Raw genomic sequence first — 18,834 nt, 5'->3', positions numbered from 1 at the left:
AGGATGGGGAGCATGACTGAAAGCGGCGACGGCTTCGTCGAGTGGAAGCCCGACGTCGACCCGGAGTTCGACGAAAAGGCGTTTCCCGACCTGGGCCTGCCGGTGCGCGCCATCCGGGGCTGGGCGCAGTACACGGTGTTCGGGGAGCCGACCGGCCCGCGCCGCGCCAACGAGCAGTACACGCCCGGCCCGGTCTGGCGCGGCTTCCCGGTGCCGTCGACCGACGTCGAGAAGCTCCTGAACTACCTCGGCGCGAACTGGATCAGCCGCGCCGAGTTCGTCCGCGCGCTGCTGGACTGCGAAGTCCTGGTGCCCACGCCCGGCGGCGAGCCGCTGGTCCGCTCGGTGCCGGACGGCCGGGAGGTCATCGCCTACAGCTCGTCGGCGAAGGTGCCGGGCCGGTACCCGCACCGGTGGCGGGTGACCGTCCGCGACCTGCTGGCGGACCTGCCCTCGACCGGCCTGACGCTCGACCCCGGTACCGGCCTGGTCCGCAGCCTCACCGCGGCCGAGCTGGCCGACGCCGGCCCCGCCGAACGGCGGCCCAAGGTCGACGAGCCCGCGCCGGAAGCCGGGCCGGAGGTCGGCGAGGCGCTGCCCGCGCTGGTCGCGGAGTTCGGCGTCGAGCCACCGGACCTGCTGGAACGGCACCTGCGCTACGCCGTCGACCACGCCCGCGACTACCACTTCGAGCTGACGCCGGAGGAGTGCGTCCGGTACCTGAGCGGGTTCGCCTGGCAGTACCGCAACGGCGTCCGGCGACGGGCCGGCCAGGACCCGGAATGGCCCGCCGACCTGGGCGCGAACGGCCTGATCGCGCACGTCGGCGAGGACGCGCGACCGCGGCCGGTGCCGTGGACGTTCGGCAAGTTCTCCGCCTTCGGCACGTTGGCCGCGCGCTTCGCGTGGCACCGAATCGTCGGCGCGTACGCCGGCTTCGCCATCGGAGACGCGCTGGGCGGCGGCGCCACCGGTCCGCTGCCGATGGGCGGGCTGACCCGGCACCTGCTGTTCCACACCGACAGCGTGCTGCGCGGCCTGCCGCCGGTACCGACCGGCGAGGTGCCTTCGCCGCTGCCCGATCCGGACCCCGTCGGCTGGCTGGCGGTCGCGACGCGGCACGCCGGGTTCGCCCCCGACGACGCTTCGGCGTTGCTCGCCACGGCGTTGGCCGCGACCCCGGCGGGCGCGGTGGCCATCGACGGTGTCGACGGCGAGCGGTACGCGAAGGACGTCGCCCGCGAGCTGGCCGGTGGTGAAGACACCGAGGGCGTCGACCTGCTGATCGCGCTCTTCCAAGCCCTGCTGACCCGGGACGCGTTCGCGCCGCCGGTCCACCTGCGGCTGCGGGAAATCGGCGGTGACCTCGCGGCCCAGACGCTGGCGTTGCGCGAAGACCGCGACGCCGACGACGTCACGCAGCTGGAGAGCATCGGCGACGGCCGGAGCGTCCGGTCGGTGCTCGGCCGGGCGCTGTTCGCCGCGGCCAAGCGCGGCCACGACCCCGAAGCGGCCATCACGCTCGCCGCGCGGTCCGGCCCGGTCGCCGGAGCCATCGCGGGCGCGCTCGTCGGCGCCCGGCTCGGCTTGCCCGGCCTGCCCGCCGCGTGGGTCGCGGCCCTGCCCGACCTCGGACTCCTCGAAGACGTCGCCAGCGACGTCTTCTGGTACTTCAACCGCAACGGCCTCCAGACGGAGACCGCGGAGCACGCACGCTGGGAGCGCCGGTACCCGAGCGGCTGGTTCACCCCGAAACCGAAGGGACCGGACTTGCGATCGCGACTGCGGGGGAGCCTGCTGGCCGGGGCGATCGGCGACGCGCTGGGCGCCAAGACGGAGTTCGACTCGATCGACCGGATCCGCGAGATCGCCGGGCCGGCCGGGATCACCGGCTTCATCCCCGCGTACGGCGGCGTCGGCCGGATCACCGACGACACGCAGATGACGCTCTTCACGCTCGAAGCGCTGGTCAGGGCCCACGCCCAGCAGCGGAAGACCGGGTCGGCGGACGTCGTCCACTCGCTGCAGATGGCCTACCAGCGCTGGCTGCACACGCAGGGCGTCGCGTGGGACCGGGCGCGCGGGCCGCAATCGGCCGTCGAGGCGCCGGACGGCTGGCTGATCACCCACCAGGAGCTGTTCAGCCGCCGCGCGCCGGGGCTGACCTGCTTCGGCGAGCTGGAGGGGTACGGCCGCGCGGGCGTGCGGGGCAGCGTCGAACGGCCGGTGAACAACTCGAAGGGCTGCGGCGGCGTGATGCGCGCGGCCCCGGTCGCGTTGTGGTCGGCCGACCTCGCCGAGGTGTTCCGGCTCGGGGCCGAAAGCGCAGCGCTGACCCACGGTCACCCGAGCGGGTATTTGTCCTCGGGCTGCTTCGCGGTGCTCGTCCGCGGGCTGCTGCACGGGAAACCGCTGCTCGACGCCCTGACGGCCGCGCGCGACGAGCTCGTCAAGCACCCGGGGCACGAGGAGCAGAGCGCGGCGCTCGACGCGGCCCTGGCGCTGGCGGAGCAGGGCCCGCCGACGCCGGAGAAGCTCGAGACGCTCGGGCAGGGCAACGTCGGCGAGACCGCGCTGTCGATGTCCGTGTACGTCGCGCTGACCACCACCGACGCCGACACGGCGTTGCTCGCGGCGGTCAACCACAGCGGGGACAGCGACTCGACCGGCTCGGTCTGCGGCAACCTCGTCGGCGCGATGTACGGCGAGGAAAGCCTGCGGGACAGCTGGCTGGAGCAGCTGGAACTCCGCGACGTCATCGTCGGCCTGGCGGACGACGCGCTCACCGAGTTCGGACCGGACGCCCCGGGTGACGACCGGTGGTTCGCGCGGTACCCGGTCGACTAGGTTTCGGGTGTCACTGGGGTCAGGGGAGGACGAAACGTGCGTTACCGGGTAGAGGTGGCTGAACGCCCGGACGGCCTGTACGCGACGTGGGGCGAGGGGACGTTCCGCGCGCAGCGTTCGACGACCGACGGCACCGTGCTGCTGTCGGTGCTGCCGGACGAGGAGGCGCCGGAGGACTTCGACAAGGAGTTCGAGGACCGGCCGGCCAAGGTCGTCCCGGCGAGCGAGGTGCCGTCGACGTTCACGCTGCGCACCTTCGCCGCGTACGACGACGAGGTCTTCGAGGTCGCGCCGGGCGCGCGGCCGGAGCTGACCTTGCGCTGGGTCCGCGACGACGCCGCCCGCGCGGCGCAGCTGGGCCTGACCGACTTCTCGGTCACGGTGCCGGCCAAGCAGGTCACCGCGTTGTGGCAGACGCGGCAGGACTTCACCGAGACGCCGGAGGCGCGGCCGCAGCCGGGCACCGGCGACCAGAACGCGCTGCTGCGCGCCATCGGCCGCACGCTGCTGCACACCGTGCCGGGCGGCTGGGCCCGCGTCGGCGCGCAGTTCCGCCAGGTCGGGGACTACTCCGAGATCGAGGTCCGCGCGGTCGGCGACGAGGACGGCCCGGTGTCGGTCTCGCTGCCCGCGGCCCCGAAGCTCGGCGGGCTGTTCGCCCGGCTGCGCGCGGCGATGTTCCAGCCCGAGACCGGCACCTGGTTCCAGGGCACCTTCACGCTCGACGCCGAGTCGCAGTTCGACTTCGACTTCGACGCCGACCGCGAGCCGGACTGGCGGGTGCCGCCCAACGACGGCGGCCGCCCGTCGACCGCGGCCTACGAGCTGGAGCTGGCGACGTTCCCGCGGGCGCCGAAGCACGTGCCGGCGTGGCTGACGGCGAAGGCCGGGCTGCCGCTGGACGTCACGTTCCGGCTGGCCCGGACCGCCGACTCGCACGCCGAGGGCGAGCGGCCGGTGGTCAACCGGCCGCCGGTGCCGCCGGACCAGGTCCGCGGCCTGCTCGACTACCTGTTCCGGGCGCCGGTCGCGCTGCACCGGCCCGCGCCGCTGCCGGACATCTTCGGCGCGCCGGGCGCGAAGCCGGACGTGCCGAACGCGTTCCACACCGACGGCACCTGGATCTGGCCCGCCGCCGTGCCGCACTACCTGCGCAAGTACGGGGTGCCGCCGGAGCCGGAGCTGGTCGAGCACGCGCGCGCGATGAGCTTCCGGCCGCCGTTCGTCGGCGAGCTCGTCCGCGCGACGGCGGAGGCGGAGGTCCTCGGCCAGCCGCGGCCGCAGCAGACGGCCGCCGACCTGCCGGACGAGCGCGCGCTCACTCGCGTCGCGCGCGGCGAGCAGGTGCGGACGCTGAAGGGCGCGGAGACGCTGGAACTGCTCCAGCAGCGGCTCGCCGAGCACGGCGTGCCGTCATCGGCCTACCGGATCGGCGCCACCGAGGTCCCCGTCGACGACGTCTGGACGCTGCGGCGCGCGGAGAACGGCTGGGAGGTCTCGCGGCCGCCGGCCGACGAGCCGGTGGCGTTCGGCTCGCTCGCCGACGCGGCCCGCTTCCTGCTCGGCGTGCTGCTGATGCAGCCGCCGCGGCCGGCGGAGGAGTCCGACCAGCCCGCCGACTGGCCGATCCTGCCGATGCGCGGCGAACCGCCGTTGAACTTCTACCGCGGCAAGCGCCTGATCGTGCTCACGCCGGGCACGACGGTCGTCCGGTTCGGCAACGAGACCGGCAACCTGGTGCACGCCGACGGCTCGCGGTTCGTCGAGACGGCGCTGGCGTTCGAACGCGAACGCGAGAAGCGGCTCTACCGCGTCCAGCGCTCGCTGCGGGTGCTGACCGGCGTGGCGGCGCCGTGGAGCGGGATGCCGGGCGGCGCGGTCGCCTACCTCCTGCCGCGGCCGCTCGCCCAGCACCTCGAGACGGGCGCGCTCAGCAGGCAGTGATCAGGACGGCGGGCGACCACCAGTAGCCGGCGAGCGGTTCGACGTCGACGTCGGCGAAGCCCGCCGTCCTCAGCTGCTCGGCCCAGACCGCGGCCGGGAGCTCCCAGTTCGTCCGCTCGTGCCCGGCGACGATCCCGAGCAGGACGGGCAGCAGGAACCCCTGCGCGACCAGCGACGCGTCCGCGCCGTACTCGGCGACGCCGCGCTCGTAGCGTTCGACGAGCGAGCGAAGGTGGTCCATCGACCCTTCGACGTACTCGGGGACGTCGAACTCGGCGAGCACCAGCGTCCCGGTGCGCGGCTGCAGCGCCCGCAGGACGTCCGCGCGCTGCTCCGGCTCGATGGACTGCAAGGCGAACGTCGACTGCGTGAAGTCCCAGCCGAGGTCGTCGCGGGCCAGGAACTCCTGCGCGGTGGCCTGCCAGCAGGTCGCCGCCGGCAGCCGCTCGCGGACGCCGTCGAGCAGCGCGGCCGACGGCTCGACGAGGTCGATCCGGCTCGGCACGTGCGTGGCCTGCTCCAGCGCGGGCACGACCGCCAGGCCGTCCCCGCAGCCCAGGTCGAGCAGCGATTCCGGCTTGGCACTGTCGTAACGCGCGGCCAGTTCCTCGCTCAGCCGCCGGTAAAGCTCGACGTTGCCACCGCCGCGGATGAACGCCGTGAACGCTTCGGGCTGGTCGTACACCGCCGCCGCGCCGTCGCCGGCCAGGTGGATCCGCAGTTCGCCGGCCAGCGGGGAACCGGCCCGGCGGGCGAGTTCGGCGGCGCGGTCGCGGTCACCGGAGCGGTAGGCGGCGAGGGCGTCGGCGAGCAGCTCGATCGAGGTCATGGTCCGGGGATATCAGAACGGGACCCACAACGTCACCCGAGTGCCGCCCCCGGCGAGTCCCGACTCGACGCGCGAGGTCCCGCCGACCTCCGCCAGCCGCGCGGTGATCGACTCGCTGATGCCGAACCCGGCCGGGTGGTCGGCCGCGCTGAAGCCGCTGCCGTGGTCGCGGGTGATCACCGCGATGCCGCCGTCGCGCTCCTCGACGCGCACCACGACCCGGTCGGTGCCGGAGTGCTTCATCGTGTTCCGCATCGCCTCGCGCACGGCGTCGCGGATGGCGATCTGCCGGACCTCCGACAGCGTGTCGTCGTCCAGTTCGGCCACCACGAGCTGGGCGCGCAGGCCGTCCCGCGCCATCTCGGCGGCGAGCGCGGCGAGCTTCTCGCCCAGCGGCCGGGCGCCGGCCTCGGCCTGCTCCGACTTCGCCGTCTCGATCATGTGCCGGATTTCCATCGCCTGGGCGCGGGCGAGCCGCTGGATCTCGACCAGCCGCTCTTCGGCGTTCGACGTGTCGGACAGCGCCATGGCTTCGAGGGTCTGCAGCACGGTGTCGTGCAGCATCCGGTGCTGCTGGGCACGCTCGGCGAGCCGCCCGTTGCGGGTGCCGTAGGCCAGCGCCAGCCGGGTGCCGAGCCCGGTCAGCACCAGCGCGGCGGTGGCCAGGAACAGCTCGGCGAGCAGCGCGGAGTACGTCGACAACGCGGCGCCGACGTGGAATTGGCCGCTGTTGAGCCAGTTGGCCAGCATCCGCAGCGGGAAGCTGAGCAGCCCGAACACCAGCCCGCTGGGGACGCCGAGGGCGAGCGTCAGTAGCCCGGCCTCGCCGAAGAGGTGGAGGCTGCTGACCGCCAGTGCGTCGAAGTACGCCTCAGGCGGCACGGTCAGCGCGAGGACCAGCGGCGAGAGCACGGTGAAGACGAGGTCGACGGCCAACAGCTTCCCCGCGTCCCGGCCGCGGTAGGGCGCCGAGCGGAACATCCAGCGGAAGCCGATCACGTTCACCGCGACCGAGAGCAGGGTGAACAGGCCGACCGGCAGCAGCCCGGTCGCGCCGTGGCGGAAGACGTAGACGCCGAACTGGCCGGGCACGGCGAGCAGCCGGAAGGCGAGCGGGATGAGCACGACGTACCGGGTGGCACGCAGCAGCAGGCCGTCACGGCGGGTCGGGTCGATCGGGCCGCCGATCTTCGAGATCCGCTTCAGCGCGTGGATCGGGGTGGGGTCGCCGATCTCTTCCGAGAGCTCGCTGGTGGCCGTCGCGATCGCGGGCGCCCCCTGCCGCAGGAGCGCAACGAAGAAGCTGCCCGGTTTGGGCGGTCCGGGCGCTTCCGTGGACATCGGACGGACAACCCCCTGGTCACGTCGGTGAACCGAGGTTAGGGAGTATCACCGATCCGCGGGGGTGTGGTCCAGCGATCCACGGAATTGACAGAAATCCGGTCAGCAATTTCCGATTCCCTGCTCGGCCGCCCACTTCTTCAGCTCCGCCACGGCGTCGTCGTGCTCCAGCGGCCCGCGGTCGAGGCGCAGCTCCTTGAGGAACTTCCACGCCTTGCCGACGTCCGGCCCCGGCTTGATGCCCAGCAGCTCCATGATCTGCTCGCCGTTGAGGTCCGGCCGCACGCGGTCGAGGTCCTCCTTGGCCTTGAGCGCGGCGATGCGGGCCTCGAGGTCGTCGTAGGTCGCCTGCAGCGCGGCCGCCTTGCGGCGGTTGCGCGTGGTGCAGTCGGCGCGGACCAGCTTGTGCAGCCGGGTCAGCAGGGGACCGGCGTCGGTGACGTACCGGCGGACCGCCGAGTCCGTCCACTCGCCCTTGCCGTAGCCGTGGAACCGCAGGTGGAGGAACACGAGCTGGGAGACGTCGTCGATGATCTCCTTGGAGAACTTCAGCGCCCGCAAACGTTTGCGGGCCATCCGCGCGCCGACCACCTCGTGGTGGTGGAAGCTCACCCCGCCGCCCGGCTGGAACTCCCGCGTCGCCGGCTTCCCGGCGTCGTGCAGCAGCGCCGCGAGCCGCAGGATCAGGTCCGGCTCCGACGGCGGCTCGTGCGTCTTCTCCAGCTCGATCGCCTGGGCGAGCACGGTCAGCGAGTGCTCGTAGACGTCCTTGTGCTGGTGGTGCTCGTCGATCGCCAGCCGCATCCCGGGCACCTCGGGCAGCACCCGGTCGGCCAGCCCGGTGTCCACGAGCAGCTCCAGCCCCGGCCGCGGGTCGTCCGCGAGCAGCAGCTTCGACAGCTCGGCCTGGACGCGCTCGGCGGTGATCCGGTCGATCTCGCCCGCCATCGACGTCATCGCGTCGACCACCCGCGGCGCGGCGGTGAAGCCGAGCTGGGCGGCGAACCGGGCGGCCCGCAGCATGCGCAGCGGGTCGTCGGCGAACGACTCCTGCGGCGTCGCCGGCGTGTCGAGCACCTTCTCCCTTAGCGCGCTCAGCCCGTCGTGCGGGTCGATGAACGTCTTGGACGCCAGCTCGACGGCCATCGCGTTGACCGTGAAGTCGCGCCGGAGCAGGTCGCCCTCGATGCTGTCGCCGAAGGTGACCTCGGGGTTGCGGCCGACGCGGTCGTAGCTGTCCGCGCGGAACGTCGTGATCTCGAGCTGCATGCCCTTCTTGGTCACGCCGACCGTGCCGAACGCGATCCCGACGTCCCAGACCGCGTCGCCCCAGTCGCTGACGATCTTCAGCACCCGGTCCGGCCGCGCGTCCGTCGTGAAGTCGAGGTCACCGGAGCGCCGGCCGAGCAGCGCGTCGCGCACGCTCCCGCCGACGAGGTACAGGCGGTGCCCGGCCCGGGCGAACCTTTCGGCCAGCTCGTCCGCCAGGGGGGAGAGCCGCATCAGCTCCACCACCGCGTTCTCCTTGGCGACCACGTCGTTCACGAAAATCCCACTGGGTTCGGGTGCGATTACTACAGGCACCACCGGACAGGACACGGAGAGCCAGCCTACCGGGGCAACCGTTTGCTCTAGCATCGCAGCATGTCTGGATCAGCCGGCCGCCCCGGCGCCTCGAAGCCGCGGAGGCGGCGCAGGCGTCAGCGCGGCAGGCGCCTGACCACGGTCGACGAGACGTCGGCCGGCGGTCTCGTGGTGGACGCCGAGCGCGAACAGGCGGTGCTGATCGGCCGGCTCGACCGGCACGGCAGACTGCTGTGGTCGCTGCCGAAGGGCCACATCGAGGACGGTGAAACGGTGGAACAGACGGCCGTGCGCGAGGTCAAGGAGGAAACCGGCATCTCCGCGCGCGTGCTGCGTCCACTCGGCACCATCGACTACTGGTTCGTGGCGGAGCGGCGGCGCATCCACAAGACCGTCCACCACTTCCTGCTCGAAGCGCTCGGCGGCGAGCTGTCCGACGAGGACGTCGAGGTCACCGAGGTGGCCTGGGTCCCGCTGGCCGAGCTCGAGACCAAACTCGCCTACTCCGACGAACGCAAGCTCGTCCGGAAGGCCAGCCAGATGCTCAAGGAACTTTTCGCGCGCCCGGACGTCCACGGACGAGACGAGCACGCCCCTGAGGGAGCCCCCGAGTGAAGCGGTTCGCCGCAGCCTTCCTTTCCGTCCTCTTCCTGGCCGTCCCCGCTCTCACCGGAGCCACGGTGGCCCAGGCGGAGGAAGGCGCCCGCCTGCGCGTCGACCTGACCCAGCTGAACCCGCGCGTGATCACGAGCTCGTCGACGACGCTGACCGTCGCCGGCACGGTGACCAACACCGGCGACCGCAAGGTCACCCGGCCGCAGGTCCGGCTGCAGGTCGGCGAGCGCCAGACGACCTCGCGCGGGATCAACGACGTCCTGGCCGGCGCCGTCATCAAGGACACCCCGCTGACCGAGTTCACCTCCCTCGCGGACGTCCTGGAGCCGGGGCAGAGCGCGCCGCTGAACATCACGGTGAACCTGACCGGCACCAAGGCCGCGCAGTTCGGCAGCCCCGGCGTCTACCCGCTGCTGGTGAACGTCAACGGCACCCCGGAGTTCGGCGGCCCGGCCCGGCTGGGCGCGGTCAGCATGCTGATGCCGGTGCTGGCCCGGCCGGGCAAGGCCACGGGCCACTCGTCGGCGGGCGCGCCGAGCATGACCCTGCTCTGGCCGCTGACCAGCACCGTCCCGCAGGTCTACACGGCGGCGTACGGCCAGCCGCTGGTGCTGCGCGACGACCGGCTGGCCGACGAGATCGGCCCCGACGGCCGGCTGAACGCGCTGGTCACCACCGCGTCGACGGTCGTGCACAGCGACACGCGCCTCGCCAGTTCGATGTGCTTCGCGCTCGACCCGGACCTGCTGACGACGGTCGACCTGATGAGCCGCGGCTACCAGGTCCACACCGACGCCGGGAACGTCGACGGCAAGGGCGCGCAGACCGCGAAGACGTGGCTCGCCTCCCTACGCACCATGCTGACCGGCCGGTGCGTGGTGGCGCTGCCCTACGCCGACGCCGACCTGAACACCCTTTCCCGGATCCGCCCCGGCGATCCGATCCTGGTCGCGCAGGCGGCCGCGTCGGCGGCGACCATCCAGCAGCTGGTCGGCGTCACGCCGCAGACCGGCGTGCTCTGGCCGGACGGCACGCTCAACGAGGCCGTGCTCACCGCGCTGACCCAGGCCGGCGTCAAGACCGTGCTGACCGACGCGGCGAAACTGGCCCCGGCCGGTGCCGGCGGCGGCGTCACCGTGCAAGGCGGCGCCGTGCGGGCCCAGCCGACCGACTCGCTGATCTCCGCGGCCATGTCCGGCGTGCCCAGCGTGCCCGACTCGGTCACCGTGGCCGCGAGCACCGAGCGCGCGATCTCGAGCCAGAACGGGCTCGGCGCGCTCGCCTTCCGCGCGGGCCTCGGCCTCCCGGCCGGCCAGGAGCGCCCGGACCACCTGCTGGTCGCCCCGCCGCGGCGGTGGGACGCCCCGGCCGCCGAGCTCACGGCGTACCTGCAGCAGGTCGGCGACTTCCTCAACGCGGGCGTCGTCACGGCCTCTTCGCTCCCGTCGCTGCTGGAAGCCGATCCGAAGACCACCGGCGCGGTCGGCGACGGCGGCCAGAACCCCGGCTCGGTCCCCGACCCCGCGCTCGTCTCGACGCTGTCGAAGCTCGACGACCAGGCCACCGGGATGGCGTCGGCGATGCAGCTGGACCCCACCAAACGGGTGAAACCGGACGACGTCGTCGCACCGGTCCGGCTGGCCGAGCTGCGCGGCGCCGCCACCGGCTGGCGGGGCCTGCCCGCCGACGCGGCGACCGCGAACGCGCAAGCCGAGATCGCGGCCATCAGCGACCGGGTGAGCGTCCAGCAGCCGCGGCAGACGATCGCGCTCGCGTCCGGCAACTCGCCGCTCCCGGTGTACGTCGTGAACGACCTGCCGGTCGGGATCAACGCGCGGTTCACCCTGAACAACAACATCGGCCTGCGCGCGGACGACACGAAGGAGCGGTCCTTCCCCGCGGGCGGCGGGCGGAACTACTTCCTCCCGGTCGAGGCGCTGCGGGCCGGCCGGTTCAGCGTCGATGTGTCGTTGAGCACGCCGACCGGTACCCCGCTCGGGTCATCCGCGCGCTTCGAGCTGACGTCCACGGAGTACGGCGCGATCACCATCATCGCGACCGTCACCGCAGGTGTGGCCCTGCTTCTGCTCGCCTCGCGGCGCATCTACCGGCGGGTGAAGGACGCCCGGGCGGGTCGCGACGTCGTGGACTGATGCCTCGGCCTTCGAGTGTTCCGGGCGGTTCCCGATTACCCTTGGTCCGCACATGCGCGGCACCGGGCCGCGGGCACCGGACGAGCACCGAGGATTGGGCACGCGTTGGAGAGAGAGCCGGGCTTACCACCCGAGCGTGCGAGTCGTCCTCGACGCGAAGGCGCTCAGCCCCCGCAACGGGGTGACGGCCCCCCGCGCCCGGTCCGCCGCCAGCAGCCGCCTCCGCCACCGCCGGAGCGCGGCCGCAGGCAGCCGCCCCGCAACGGCCAGCCGCGCCCGGTGCCGCCGCCGCCGGACGACGCGACGGTCCGTGACCGCCGCCCGCTCCGCGAGGACGGCCCGCCCCGCCCGGCCCGCGACGAGGCACCGCCCCGACGCCCGGCTCGTGAAGACGCCGTCCCACCGCGGCGTCCGGCCCGGGACGACGCGCCTCCGCGCGACGGCCGCCCCGACGGCCCGCCTCGCGACGGCCGTCCCGTGCGCGACGACGGGGTGCTCCGCGAGCAGCGGCCCGCCCGCGACGACGCGCCTCTCCGCGACGGTCGTCCCGTCCACGACGACGGGGTGCTCCGCGACCAGCGGCCCGCCCGCGACGGCGCGCCCCCGCGCGACGCCTGGCCCACCCACGACGAAGCGCCGCCCCGCGAGCCGCGCCCGCCCCGGCGGGTCCCGCCCCCGGGTGCCCCTCCGCAGCAGCCGCCACCCGGCAACCCGCCCCGTGGCGGCCAGCCACCTCGCGCGGCCGCCGGCCCGGCACCCACCCGCGTCCAGCCGATCCCGCCCCCGCAGAACCCGCCGGGACCCCCGCCGCAGCAGGGGCCGCCATCGGCCCAAGGGCGGCTGCCGCAGCCCGCCCCGCCGGTGACCCCGCCGCCGGGCAGCCCGGCCCCCGGCACGCCGCCGCCCGGCATCCCCGTGCCCCCGCGCGGCCGCGGCTCCCGGCGGCCCGCGCCGGTCCGGCCGTGGCAGGAGGACGCCCAGCGGCCGCCCGACCCGGAGGCGACGCGGTTCATCCCGCGCACCGCCGGCGTCCCGATGAACTCGCGCTGGCCGGTCGCCGACCCGGACGTCATGCGCCCGTACGACGCGCTGGCCACCCAGGTCATGCCGGCGCTCAAGGGCCCGCTGGTCAAGCCGAGGCCGGGCGAAGAGGTCGAAGCGCCGGCCAAGGCGCCGTCGCTGGCGAAGGCGTCCGGCCGGATGGCGATCGCGTCGCTGATCAGCCGGATCACCGGCTTCCTGTGGAAGCTGCTGCTGGTCGGCGCGATCGGCCAGGGCATCGCGAACGACTCGTTCAACGTCGCCAACACGATGCCGAACATCATCTTCGAGCTGCTGATGGGTGGCGTGCTCGCGAGCGTGGTGGTGCCGCTGCTCGTCCGCTCGCAGGACGATCCCGACGGCGGCGCCGCCTACACCCAGCGGCTGATCACGGTGGCGTTCTCACTGCTGCTGGTCGGCACGGCCGTCGCGGTGCTCGCGGCACCGGCGTTCACCGGCCTCTACGTCGACGGCTCCGGCAAGGCCAGCTCCGGCCTGACCACGGCGTTCGCCTACCTGCTGCTGCCGGAGATCTTCTTCTACGGCGTGTTCGCCCTGCTCTCGGCCGTCCTGAACGCCAAGCAGATCTTCGGGCCGACGGCCTGGGCCCCGGTGATCAACAACCTGGTGGTCATCTTCACGATCCTGGTCGTCTGGATCATGCCGGGCGACATCGACACCGCGCACCCGTCGATCACCGACCCGAAGGTGCTGACGCTCGGCATCGGCGTCACCGGCGGCATCGTCGCCCAGGCCCTGCTGCTGGTGCCGCCGCTGCTGCGGTCCGGCTTCCGGTTCAAGTGGCGCTGGGGCATCGACAAGCAGATGAAGGAGTTCGGCGGCCTCGCGCTCTGGATCCTCGGCTACGTCGCCGTCAGCCAGATCGGTTACACGATCAACACCCGCGTGCTGACCAGCGGTTCACCCGGTGGTGTGACGGCCTACAGCAACGCCTGGCTGCTCTTCCAGCTGCCGTACGGCGTCATCGGCGTCTCGCTGCTGACCGCGATCATGCCGCGGATGAGCCGCGCGGCCGCCGACGGCGACCACAAGAAGCTGATCGGCGACCTCTCCTACGCGTCCCGGATGTCGACGGTGATGCTCGTCCCGATCTCCGCGGTGATGACCGTGGTCGGCGGCTCGATCGGCATCGCGCTGTTCACCTTCGGCAAGGGCACGGTCGACACCGCCGAGCGCCTCGGCGACGCCCTCGCGATCTCGGCGTTCGCGCTGCTGCCGTACGCGCTGGTCATGCTCCAGATGCGCGTCTTCTACGCCATGAAGGACGCCCGCACGCCGACGTTGATCATGATCGTGATGACGCTGGTCAAGGTGCCCCTGCTGTACCTGTGCCCGGTGCTGCTGTCGCCGGACAACGTCGTGCTCGGCGTCATGATGGTGAACGCGCTGACGTTCGTGGTCGGCGCGATCCTCGGCCAGGTCTGGCTCTGGGTGACCCTGGGCAACCTGCGGAGCAAGCGGGTGATCGGCGTGATCCTCTTCACGGTCGTCGCGAGCGCGCTCGGCGTCGGCGCGGCCTGGGTGGCCGGTCACATCGTGCCGGACTCGTTCGGGCCCCGGCTGGGTGCTTGGGTCAAACTCTTCCTGCAGGGCATCGTGGGCATCGTCGTCTCGTTCGGCGTGCTGATGGCGCTGAAGGTGGAGGAGCTGAAGCCGGCCACTTCGAGGTTCACCCGGTTGATCAAGCGGGGGTAACGATTCCGGTACGGAAGGCGACGACTCGTGCGTCGTATTCTGGGTACCCTCGACAACGGGATCGAGCGGGAGCGAGTGAGGGTGGACACGAGGCGGAGCGAACAGGCGGGGGGTGCGAACCACGTGGGCAAGGCCCAGGTCGGATCGCTGGCCCCCGGGCGTGTGGTCGGCGACGGCCGTTACCGCCTCCTCGCGCAGTTCGGCGTGGACGAGCGGGCCGACGCGCACCTCTGGCGCGCCCGGGACGGGCAGCTGAAGCGGGACGTCGCGCTGACCCTGCTGGTCGGTGACCCGGCCGACCCCGAAGCCGCCCGGCTGGCCCGGCGGACCCTCGAACGCGCCACGCACGCGTCCAAGTTCGGTCACGGCGGCGTCGCCCGCGTGCTCGACGTGCTCGCGCTCGGCAGCGGCATCACCTCCAGCGAAGGCTTGCTCGGCGTCGTCGTCGCGGAGTGGACCAAGGGCAGCGACCTGGTCGACCTCGTCGCGCAGCGGCCGGTGGCCCCCGCCGCGGCCGCGCGGATGGTGCAGGCGCTGGCCGAAGCCGTCGAGCAGGCTCACCAGAACGGGCTCGTCCTCGGGCTCGACCACCCCCAGCGGCTGCGGCTGACGCCGAACGGCGCGCTGAAGCTCGCCTTCCCCGGCCCGCTGCCGGAAGCGACGCTGCGCGACGACGTCAAGGCGCTCGGCGCGGTCCTGTACCTGCTGCTGACCGGCCGCTGGGCGCTGCCAGGCGGCCCGCCCGCGATCCAGCCGGCCCCGCTGTCGCCGCAGGGGCGGATCGTCCCGCCGCGCCAGCTAGTGCCGACGGTCCCGGCCGACCTGTCGTCGCTCGCCGTCCGCACGATCGAGGACGGCGGCAACGGCGGCATCCGCACCAGCGCGGCCATCCTCCGCATGCTCGACCAGGTGGCCGAGGAGGAAGAGCGCACCCAGCTGATCAAGGCCGTCGGCGGCGACCCGGCCGAGGGCGAAGGCACCGTCTGGACCACGAAGAAGCCGGTCAAGGACGTCGCCCGGCGGCGCAAGCTCGCGCTCGGCGTCACCGTGCTGGTGGTCGCGACGGTCGTCATCCTCGCCTGGGGCGGGCTGATGCTGATCAACGTCTTCCAGGGCGACTCGAAGGTGAGCGGGCCGACGATCAACGTCGCCGCGCCGCCGGCGTCGAGCCAGTCGGCCGCGCCGCCGCCCGCGTCGTCGTCGCCGGCCCCGCCGCCGGCGTCGCCCGCGCTGGGCGACCCGGTGCCGCCGAAGAGCGTGGCGGTCTACAACCCCGAAGGCAAGGGCGACAACCCGGGCCGGGCGAAGAACGCGATCGACGGCGACCCCGGCACGGTGTGGAAGACCGAGCAGTACAAGCAGCAGTTCCCGACGATCAAATCGGGCGTCGGGCTGGTCGCTTCCTTCCAGGACCCGATCAACCTGAGCCAGGTCAAGATCAGCGGCGGCACCGCCGGCACGCACGTCGAGATCCGCTCGGCGAACGACCGGAACCCCGACCTGACCGACACGAAGGTGGTCGGCAACGGCGACCTGAACGACGGCGACACGACGATCCCGCTGGCCCAGCCGACCCAGGGTCAGTACTTCATCATCTGGATCACGAAGCTGGGCGGCGAGGACGGCGCGTACCTCACCCAGATCGGTGACCTGAGCTTCCTGCCTGCGGGGTGACGCACCCGACAGGGTCAGTAGGCTCTGCCGGGTGACAGCTGCAGCTCCCACGGATGCGGATCTGATAGCGGCTCACGCCGCGGGGGACCCCCATGCGTTCAGCGAACTCGTCCAGCGACATCGCGACCGCATGTGGGCGGTCGCCCTGCGCACGGTCCGCGACCCGGAAGAGGCCGCCGACGCACTGCAGGACGCGTTCATTTCGGCGTTCCGGGCCGCCGACAAGTTCCGCGCGGAGTCGCAGGTCACGACGTGGCTGCACCGGATCGTGGTGAACGCCTGCCTCGACCGGATCCGCCGCCGCCAGGCCCGCCCGACCGTGCCGCTGCCGGAAACCGGCTTCAACGAGCCGGCCACCCCACGCGACTCGATGGCCGAGCGCGAGACGAGCCTGCTCGTGCGCCAGGCGCTCGACCAGCTGCCGGAGGAGCAGCGCGCGCCGATTGTGCTCGTCGACGTCGAGGGCTACTCCGTCGCGGAGACGGCGAAGATGCTGGGTATCGCCGAAGGCACCGTGAAGAGCCGGTGCGCGCGGGGCCGCGGAAAACTCGCGAAGGTTCTCGGACACCTGCGGAACCCCGATGCGATTGCGAACGTCCCAACTCACGAAAGCAAACGGGCCGGGCGCCAGCCGGGTAGCGGGGAGGGACGATGACGGACGAAAGCCGGGGGATCGGGGGGACCGTCGGTCCGCCCTGGTCTGTCGACGTGCTCGCCGATCTCCACGCCGGTGTCCTGGACGACGACCGCGCGGCCGAGCTGTGGCCGCTGGTGACCGCCGACCCGGAGGCGCGGGAGATCCTGGCCGCCCTCGACGCGACGCAGGCCGACCTGGCCTCGCTCGCCGACGCGCCCGCCCCGCCGATGCCCGCCGAGTTCGCGGCCCGGCTGGACGCGGCGCTGGCCGCCGAAGCAGCGGCCCGCTTTCCTGAAAAGACCCAGCCCAGTGCCCGGCCGGCAGCACCGGCACCGCGGGGTGCCCAGGTGGTGGACCTCGCGGCGGCCCGGAGGCGGCGGAACAAGCGGCTCGGCTGGGCCGCCGGCGTCCTGACCGCGGCCGCGGCGGCGGTCGTCGCCGTGACCGTCGCGCTGCCCTCGACGTCGCAGCAGAGCGGCACCCCGAACGTCGCGGCGCCGGCCCCCACGGGCCCGTCGGTCGGCAGCGACGGCAGCGGCGCGCAGGCCCTGGTCGGCAAGGCGGTCGGCGTCCGCGACTTCGGCCCGCTGCAGAACGAAGACCGGCTGGACGCGTGCATCGCGGCCGCCGGGCTCGACCCGAAGGTGCGGCCGGAGGGCATCCGCCCGGTGAACGTCGGCGGCAAGGCCGGAGTCATGATCATCCTGACCACCGGCAAGCTCGCACAGTTCCGGCTCGTGGCCTTCGGCGCGGACTGCGGCCCCGGCAACCCGGCCGTCCTGTTCGACAAGGTCGTCGGGGAGAAGTAGCGCCTGTCACGCCGGGAACACCGCCACCTACGATCGTGTTGAGCCTGGTACACGGGTCACTACGAGCGGAGGTCACCGGTGGCTGCCGAGGAAATCAGGAACCTGATCGTCGTCGGGTCGGGTCCTGCCGGATACACCGCTGCTGTCTATGCGGCACGGGCCCAGCTGGAACCGCTGGTGTTCGAGGGCACGCAGTTCGGCGGCGCACTGATGACGACGACCGAGGTCGAGAACTTCCCCGGGTTCCGCGACGGCATCATGGGTCCGGACCTGATGGAGGAGATGCGCAAGCAGGCCGAGCGCTTCGGCGCCGAGCTGCGCGCGGAGGACGTCGAATCGCTGGAGCTGACCGGGGACGTCAAGTACGTCGTCGCGAACGGCAAGCGCTACGCCGCCCGGGCGGTCATCCTCGCCATGGGCGCGGCGGCGCGGTACCTGAACGTGCCGGGTGAGCAGGAGCTGCTCGGCCGCGGTGTCTCGGCCTGTGCGACCTGTGACGGCTTCTTCTTCCGCGACCACGACATCGTGGTCGCCGGTGGTGGCGACTCCGCGATGGAGGAAGCGACCTTCCTGACGAAGTTCGCGAAGTCCGTTACGGTCGTCCACCGGCGCGACGAGTTCCGCGCGTCCAAGATCATGCTCGAGCGCGCCCGCGCGAACGAGAAGATCAAGTGGAAGCTGAACTCGCAGATCACCGGCGTGGTCGGCGACGGCAAGGTCGAAGGCCTGAAGCTCAAGGACACCAAGGACGGCTCGGAGTCGACGCTGGACGTGTCGGGCTTCTTCGTCGCGATCGGCCACGACCCCCGCAGCGAGCTCGTGCGCGGGCAGGTCGAGGTGGACGAGGACGGCTACGTCATCACCCAGGGCCGGACGTCCTACACCAACCTCGACGGCGTGTTCGCGGCCGGCGACCTGGTGGACCGCACCTACCGGCAGGCGATCACCGCCGCCGGCTCCGGGTGCAGTGCCGCGATCGACGCGGAACGATGGCTGGCGGAGCACGGCGAAGCGGACGCGCACGAGGCGCCCGAGCTCGTCGGCGGCGGCTACGGCGCGGGCACCAACTGACTTTCCGGCGTTCAACCACCTTTGGAGGAGAAACCATGGCCAACACCGTCAAGGTGACCGACGCGACGTTCGTCGACGAGGTCCTGACCAGCGAGAAGCCTGTGCTGGTCGACTTCTGGGCCACCTGGTGCGGCCCCTGCAAGATGGTCGCCCCGGTGCTCGAGGAGATCGCGGCCGAGAACGGCGAGAAGCTGACCATCGCCAAGATCGACATCGATGAGAACCCGAACACGCCGCGTGACTACCAGGTGATGTCGATCCCGACGCTGATCCTGTTCCAGGGTGGCAAGCCGGTGAAGCAGATCGTCGGCGCCAAGCCGAAGGCCGCGCTGCTCTCGGACCTCGCCGACGTCCTCTGAGCCCGAACACTCCCGGCGGACCCGGGGCCTGCGAGAACCCTCTCGCGGACCTCGGGTCCTTCGCCGTTCGGGGTAATGCCACCGGTGTGGGTGAATCGAGCGTGACGAGGGCCACCGGGGGTACTCCACGATCGGGCCCTTGACGCACCTACCGGGCCTGCGCTGTCACCGAGAGTTGGCAAGGCACAATAGAGGACCTGGGCCCGTCCCAGCG

The 18,834-nt window shown here is 72.6% G+C and carries 14 protein-coding genes; 10 read left to right on the top strand and 4 right to left on the bottom strand.

All coding sequences use genetic code 11. The features are described from left to right. The first annotated feature begins 12 nt into the window (after window positions 1-12). Both ACZ7OH_RS17310 and ACZ7OH_RS17305 read left to right on the top strand, forming a co-directional pair. A complete protein-coding gene (locus ACZ7OH_RS17310) occupies window positions 13-2,847 on the top strand; it encodes an ADP-ribosylglycohydrolase family protein (RefSeq protein WP_470281673.1) in 2,835 nt (944 codons plus the stop codon). A gap of 54 nt (window positions 2,848-2,901) precedes the next feature. Next, window positions 2,902-4,791: a TNT domain-containing protein gene (locus ACZ7OH_RS17305; protein WP_470281672.1), complete on the top strand. Its 1,890-nt coding sequence runs from the start codon at window positions 2,902-2,904 to the stop codon at window positions 4,789-4,791. Here the strand turns inward: ACZ7OH_RS17305 and ACZ7OH_RS17300 are convergent. From ACZ7OH_RS17300 to ACZ7OH_RS17290, 3 genes are all read right to left on the bottom strand, one after another. Then, window positions 4,778-5,620 carry a class I SAM-dependent methyltransferase gene (locus tag ACZ7OH_RS17300; protein WP_470281671.1) on the bottom strand — a complete coding sequence of 281 codons (843 nt, stop codon included), beginning with the start codon at window positions 5,618-5,620 and terminating at the stop codon, window positions 4,778-4,780. The genes ACZ7OH_RS17305 and ACZ7OH_RS17300 overlap by 14 nt on opposite strands. Window positions 5,621-5,632: 12 nt before the next feature. Then, window positions 5,633-6,961 carry a sensor histidine kinase gene (locus tag ACZ7OH_RS17295; RefSeq protein WP_470281670.1) on the bottom strand — a complete coding sequence of 443 codons (1,329 nt, stop codon included), beginning with the start codon at window positions 6,959-6,961 and terminating at the stop codon, window positions 5,633-5,635. Between the two features lie 102 nt (window positions 6,962-7,063). Further along, on the bottom strand, window positions 7,064-8,506 hold the full coding sequence (locus ACZ7OH_RS17290) for a CCA tRNA nucleotidyltransferase (RefSeq protein WP_470281669.1): 1,443 nt from the start codon (window positions 8,504-8,506) through the stop codon (window positions 7,064-7,066). A 99-nt stretch (window positions 8,507-8,605) separates the two neighbouring features. On the opposite strand from ACZ7OH_RS17290, the gene ACZ7OH_RS17285 reads away from it, so the two are divergent. Then, entirely contained in the window at window positions 8,606-9,160 is a 555-nt protein-coding gene (locus ACZ7OH_RS17285; RefSeq protein WP_196425812.1) for an NUDIX hydrolase, read from the top strand. Then, window positions 9,157-11,313: a DUF6049 family protein gene (locus tag ACZ7OH_RS17280; RefSeq protein WP_470281668.1), complete on the top strand. Its 2,157-nt coding sequence runs from the start codon at window positions 9,157-9,159 to the stop codon at window positions 11,311-11,313. Before ACZ7OH_RS17285 ends, ACZ7OH_RS17280 begins: the two co-directional genes overlap by 4 nt. Window positions 11,314-11,436: 123 nt before the next feature. Here the strand turns inward: ACZ7OH_RS17280 and ACZ7OH_RS17275 are convergent, their stop codons facing one another. Then, on the bottom strand, window positions 11,437-11,868 hold the full coding sequence (locus tag ACZ7OH_RS17275) for a hypothetical protein (protein WP_470281667.1): 432 nt from the start codon (window positions 11,866-11,868) through the stop codon (window positions 11,437-11,439). A 480-nt stretch (window positions 11,869-12,348) separates the two neighbouring features. Here ACZ7OH_RS17275 and murJ point away from each other — a divergent pair, with 480 nt between their 5' ends. The 6 genes from murJ to trxA all read left to right on the top strand — a co-directional run bounded on the left by murJ (window position 12,349) and on the right by trxA (window position 18,620). Further along, entirely contained in the window at window positions 12,349-14,070 is a 1,722-nt protein-coding gene (murJ, locus tag ACZ7OH_RS17270) for a murein biosynthesis integral membrane protein MurJ (RefSeq protein WP_470281862.1), read from the top strand. Between the two features lie 81 nt (window positions 14,071-14,151). Next, window positions 14,152-15,744 carry a protein kinase family protein gene (locus ACZ7OH_RS17265; RefSeq protein WP_470281666.1) on the top strand — a complete coding sequence of 531 codons (1,593 nt, stop codon included), beginning with the start codon at window positions 14,152-14,154 and terminating at the stop codon, window positions 15,742-15,744. 31 nt (window positions 15,745-15,775) lie between these two features. Beyond that, window positions 15,776-16,399, top strand: a complete 624-nt coding sequence (gene sigM, locus ACZ7OH_RS17260) for an RNA polymerase sigma factor SigM (RefSeq protein WP_400897335.1) — start codon at window positions 15,776-15,778, stop codon at window positions 16,397-16,399. Then, complete coding sequence (locus ACZ7OH_RS17255) at window positions 16,396-17,190, top strand: hypothetical protein (RefSeq protein WP_470281665.1); 795 nt, start codon at window positions 16,396-16,398, stop codon at window positions 17,188-17,190. Before sigM ends, ACZ7OH_RS17255 begins: the two co-directional genes overlap by 4 nt. 78 nt (window positions 17,191-17,268) lie before the next feature. Then, window positions 17,269-18,261: a thioredoxin-disulfide reductase gene (gene trxB / locus ACZ7OH_RS17250; protein ID WP_470281664.1), complete on the top strand. Its 993-nt coding sequence runs from the start codon at window positions 17,269-17,271 to the stop codon at window positions 18,259-18,261. A gap of 35 nt (window positions 18,262-18,296) precedes the next feature. After that, window positions 18,297-18,620, top strand: a complete 324-nt coding sequence (gene trxA / locus ACZ7OH_RS17245) for a thioredoxin (protein WP_003082899.1) — start codon at window positions 18,297-18,299, stop codon at window positions 18,618-18,620. Window positions 18,621-18,834: the final 214 nt, after the last annotated feature.

The organism is Amycolatopsis sp. NPDC114478, assembly GCF_055633805.1.
Note: the sequence above shows the minus strand (reverse complement) of the source record. Positions and strands in the feature narration are given on the sequence as shown.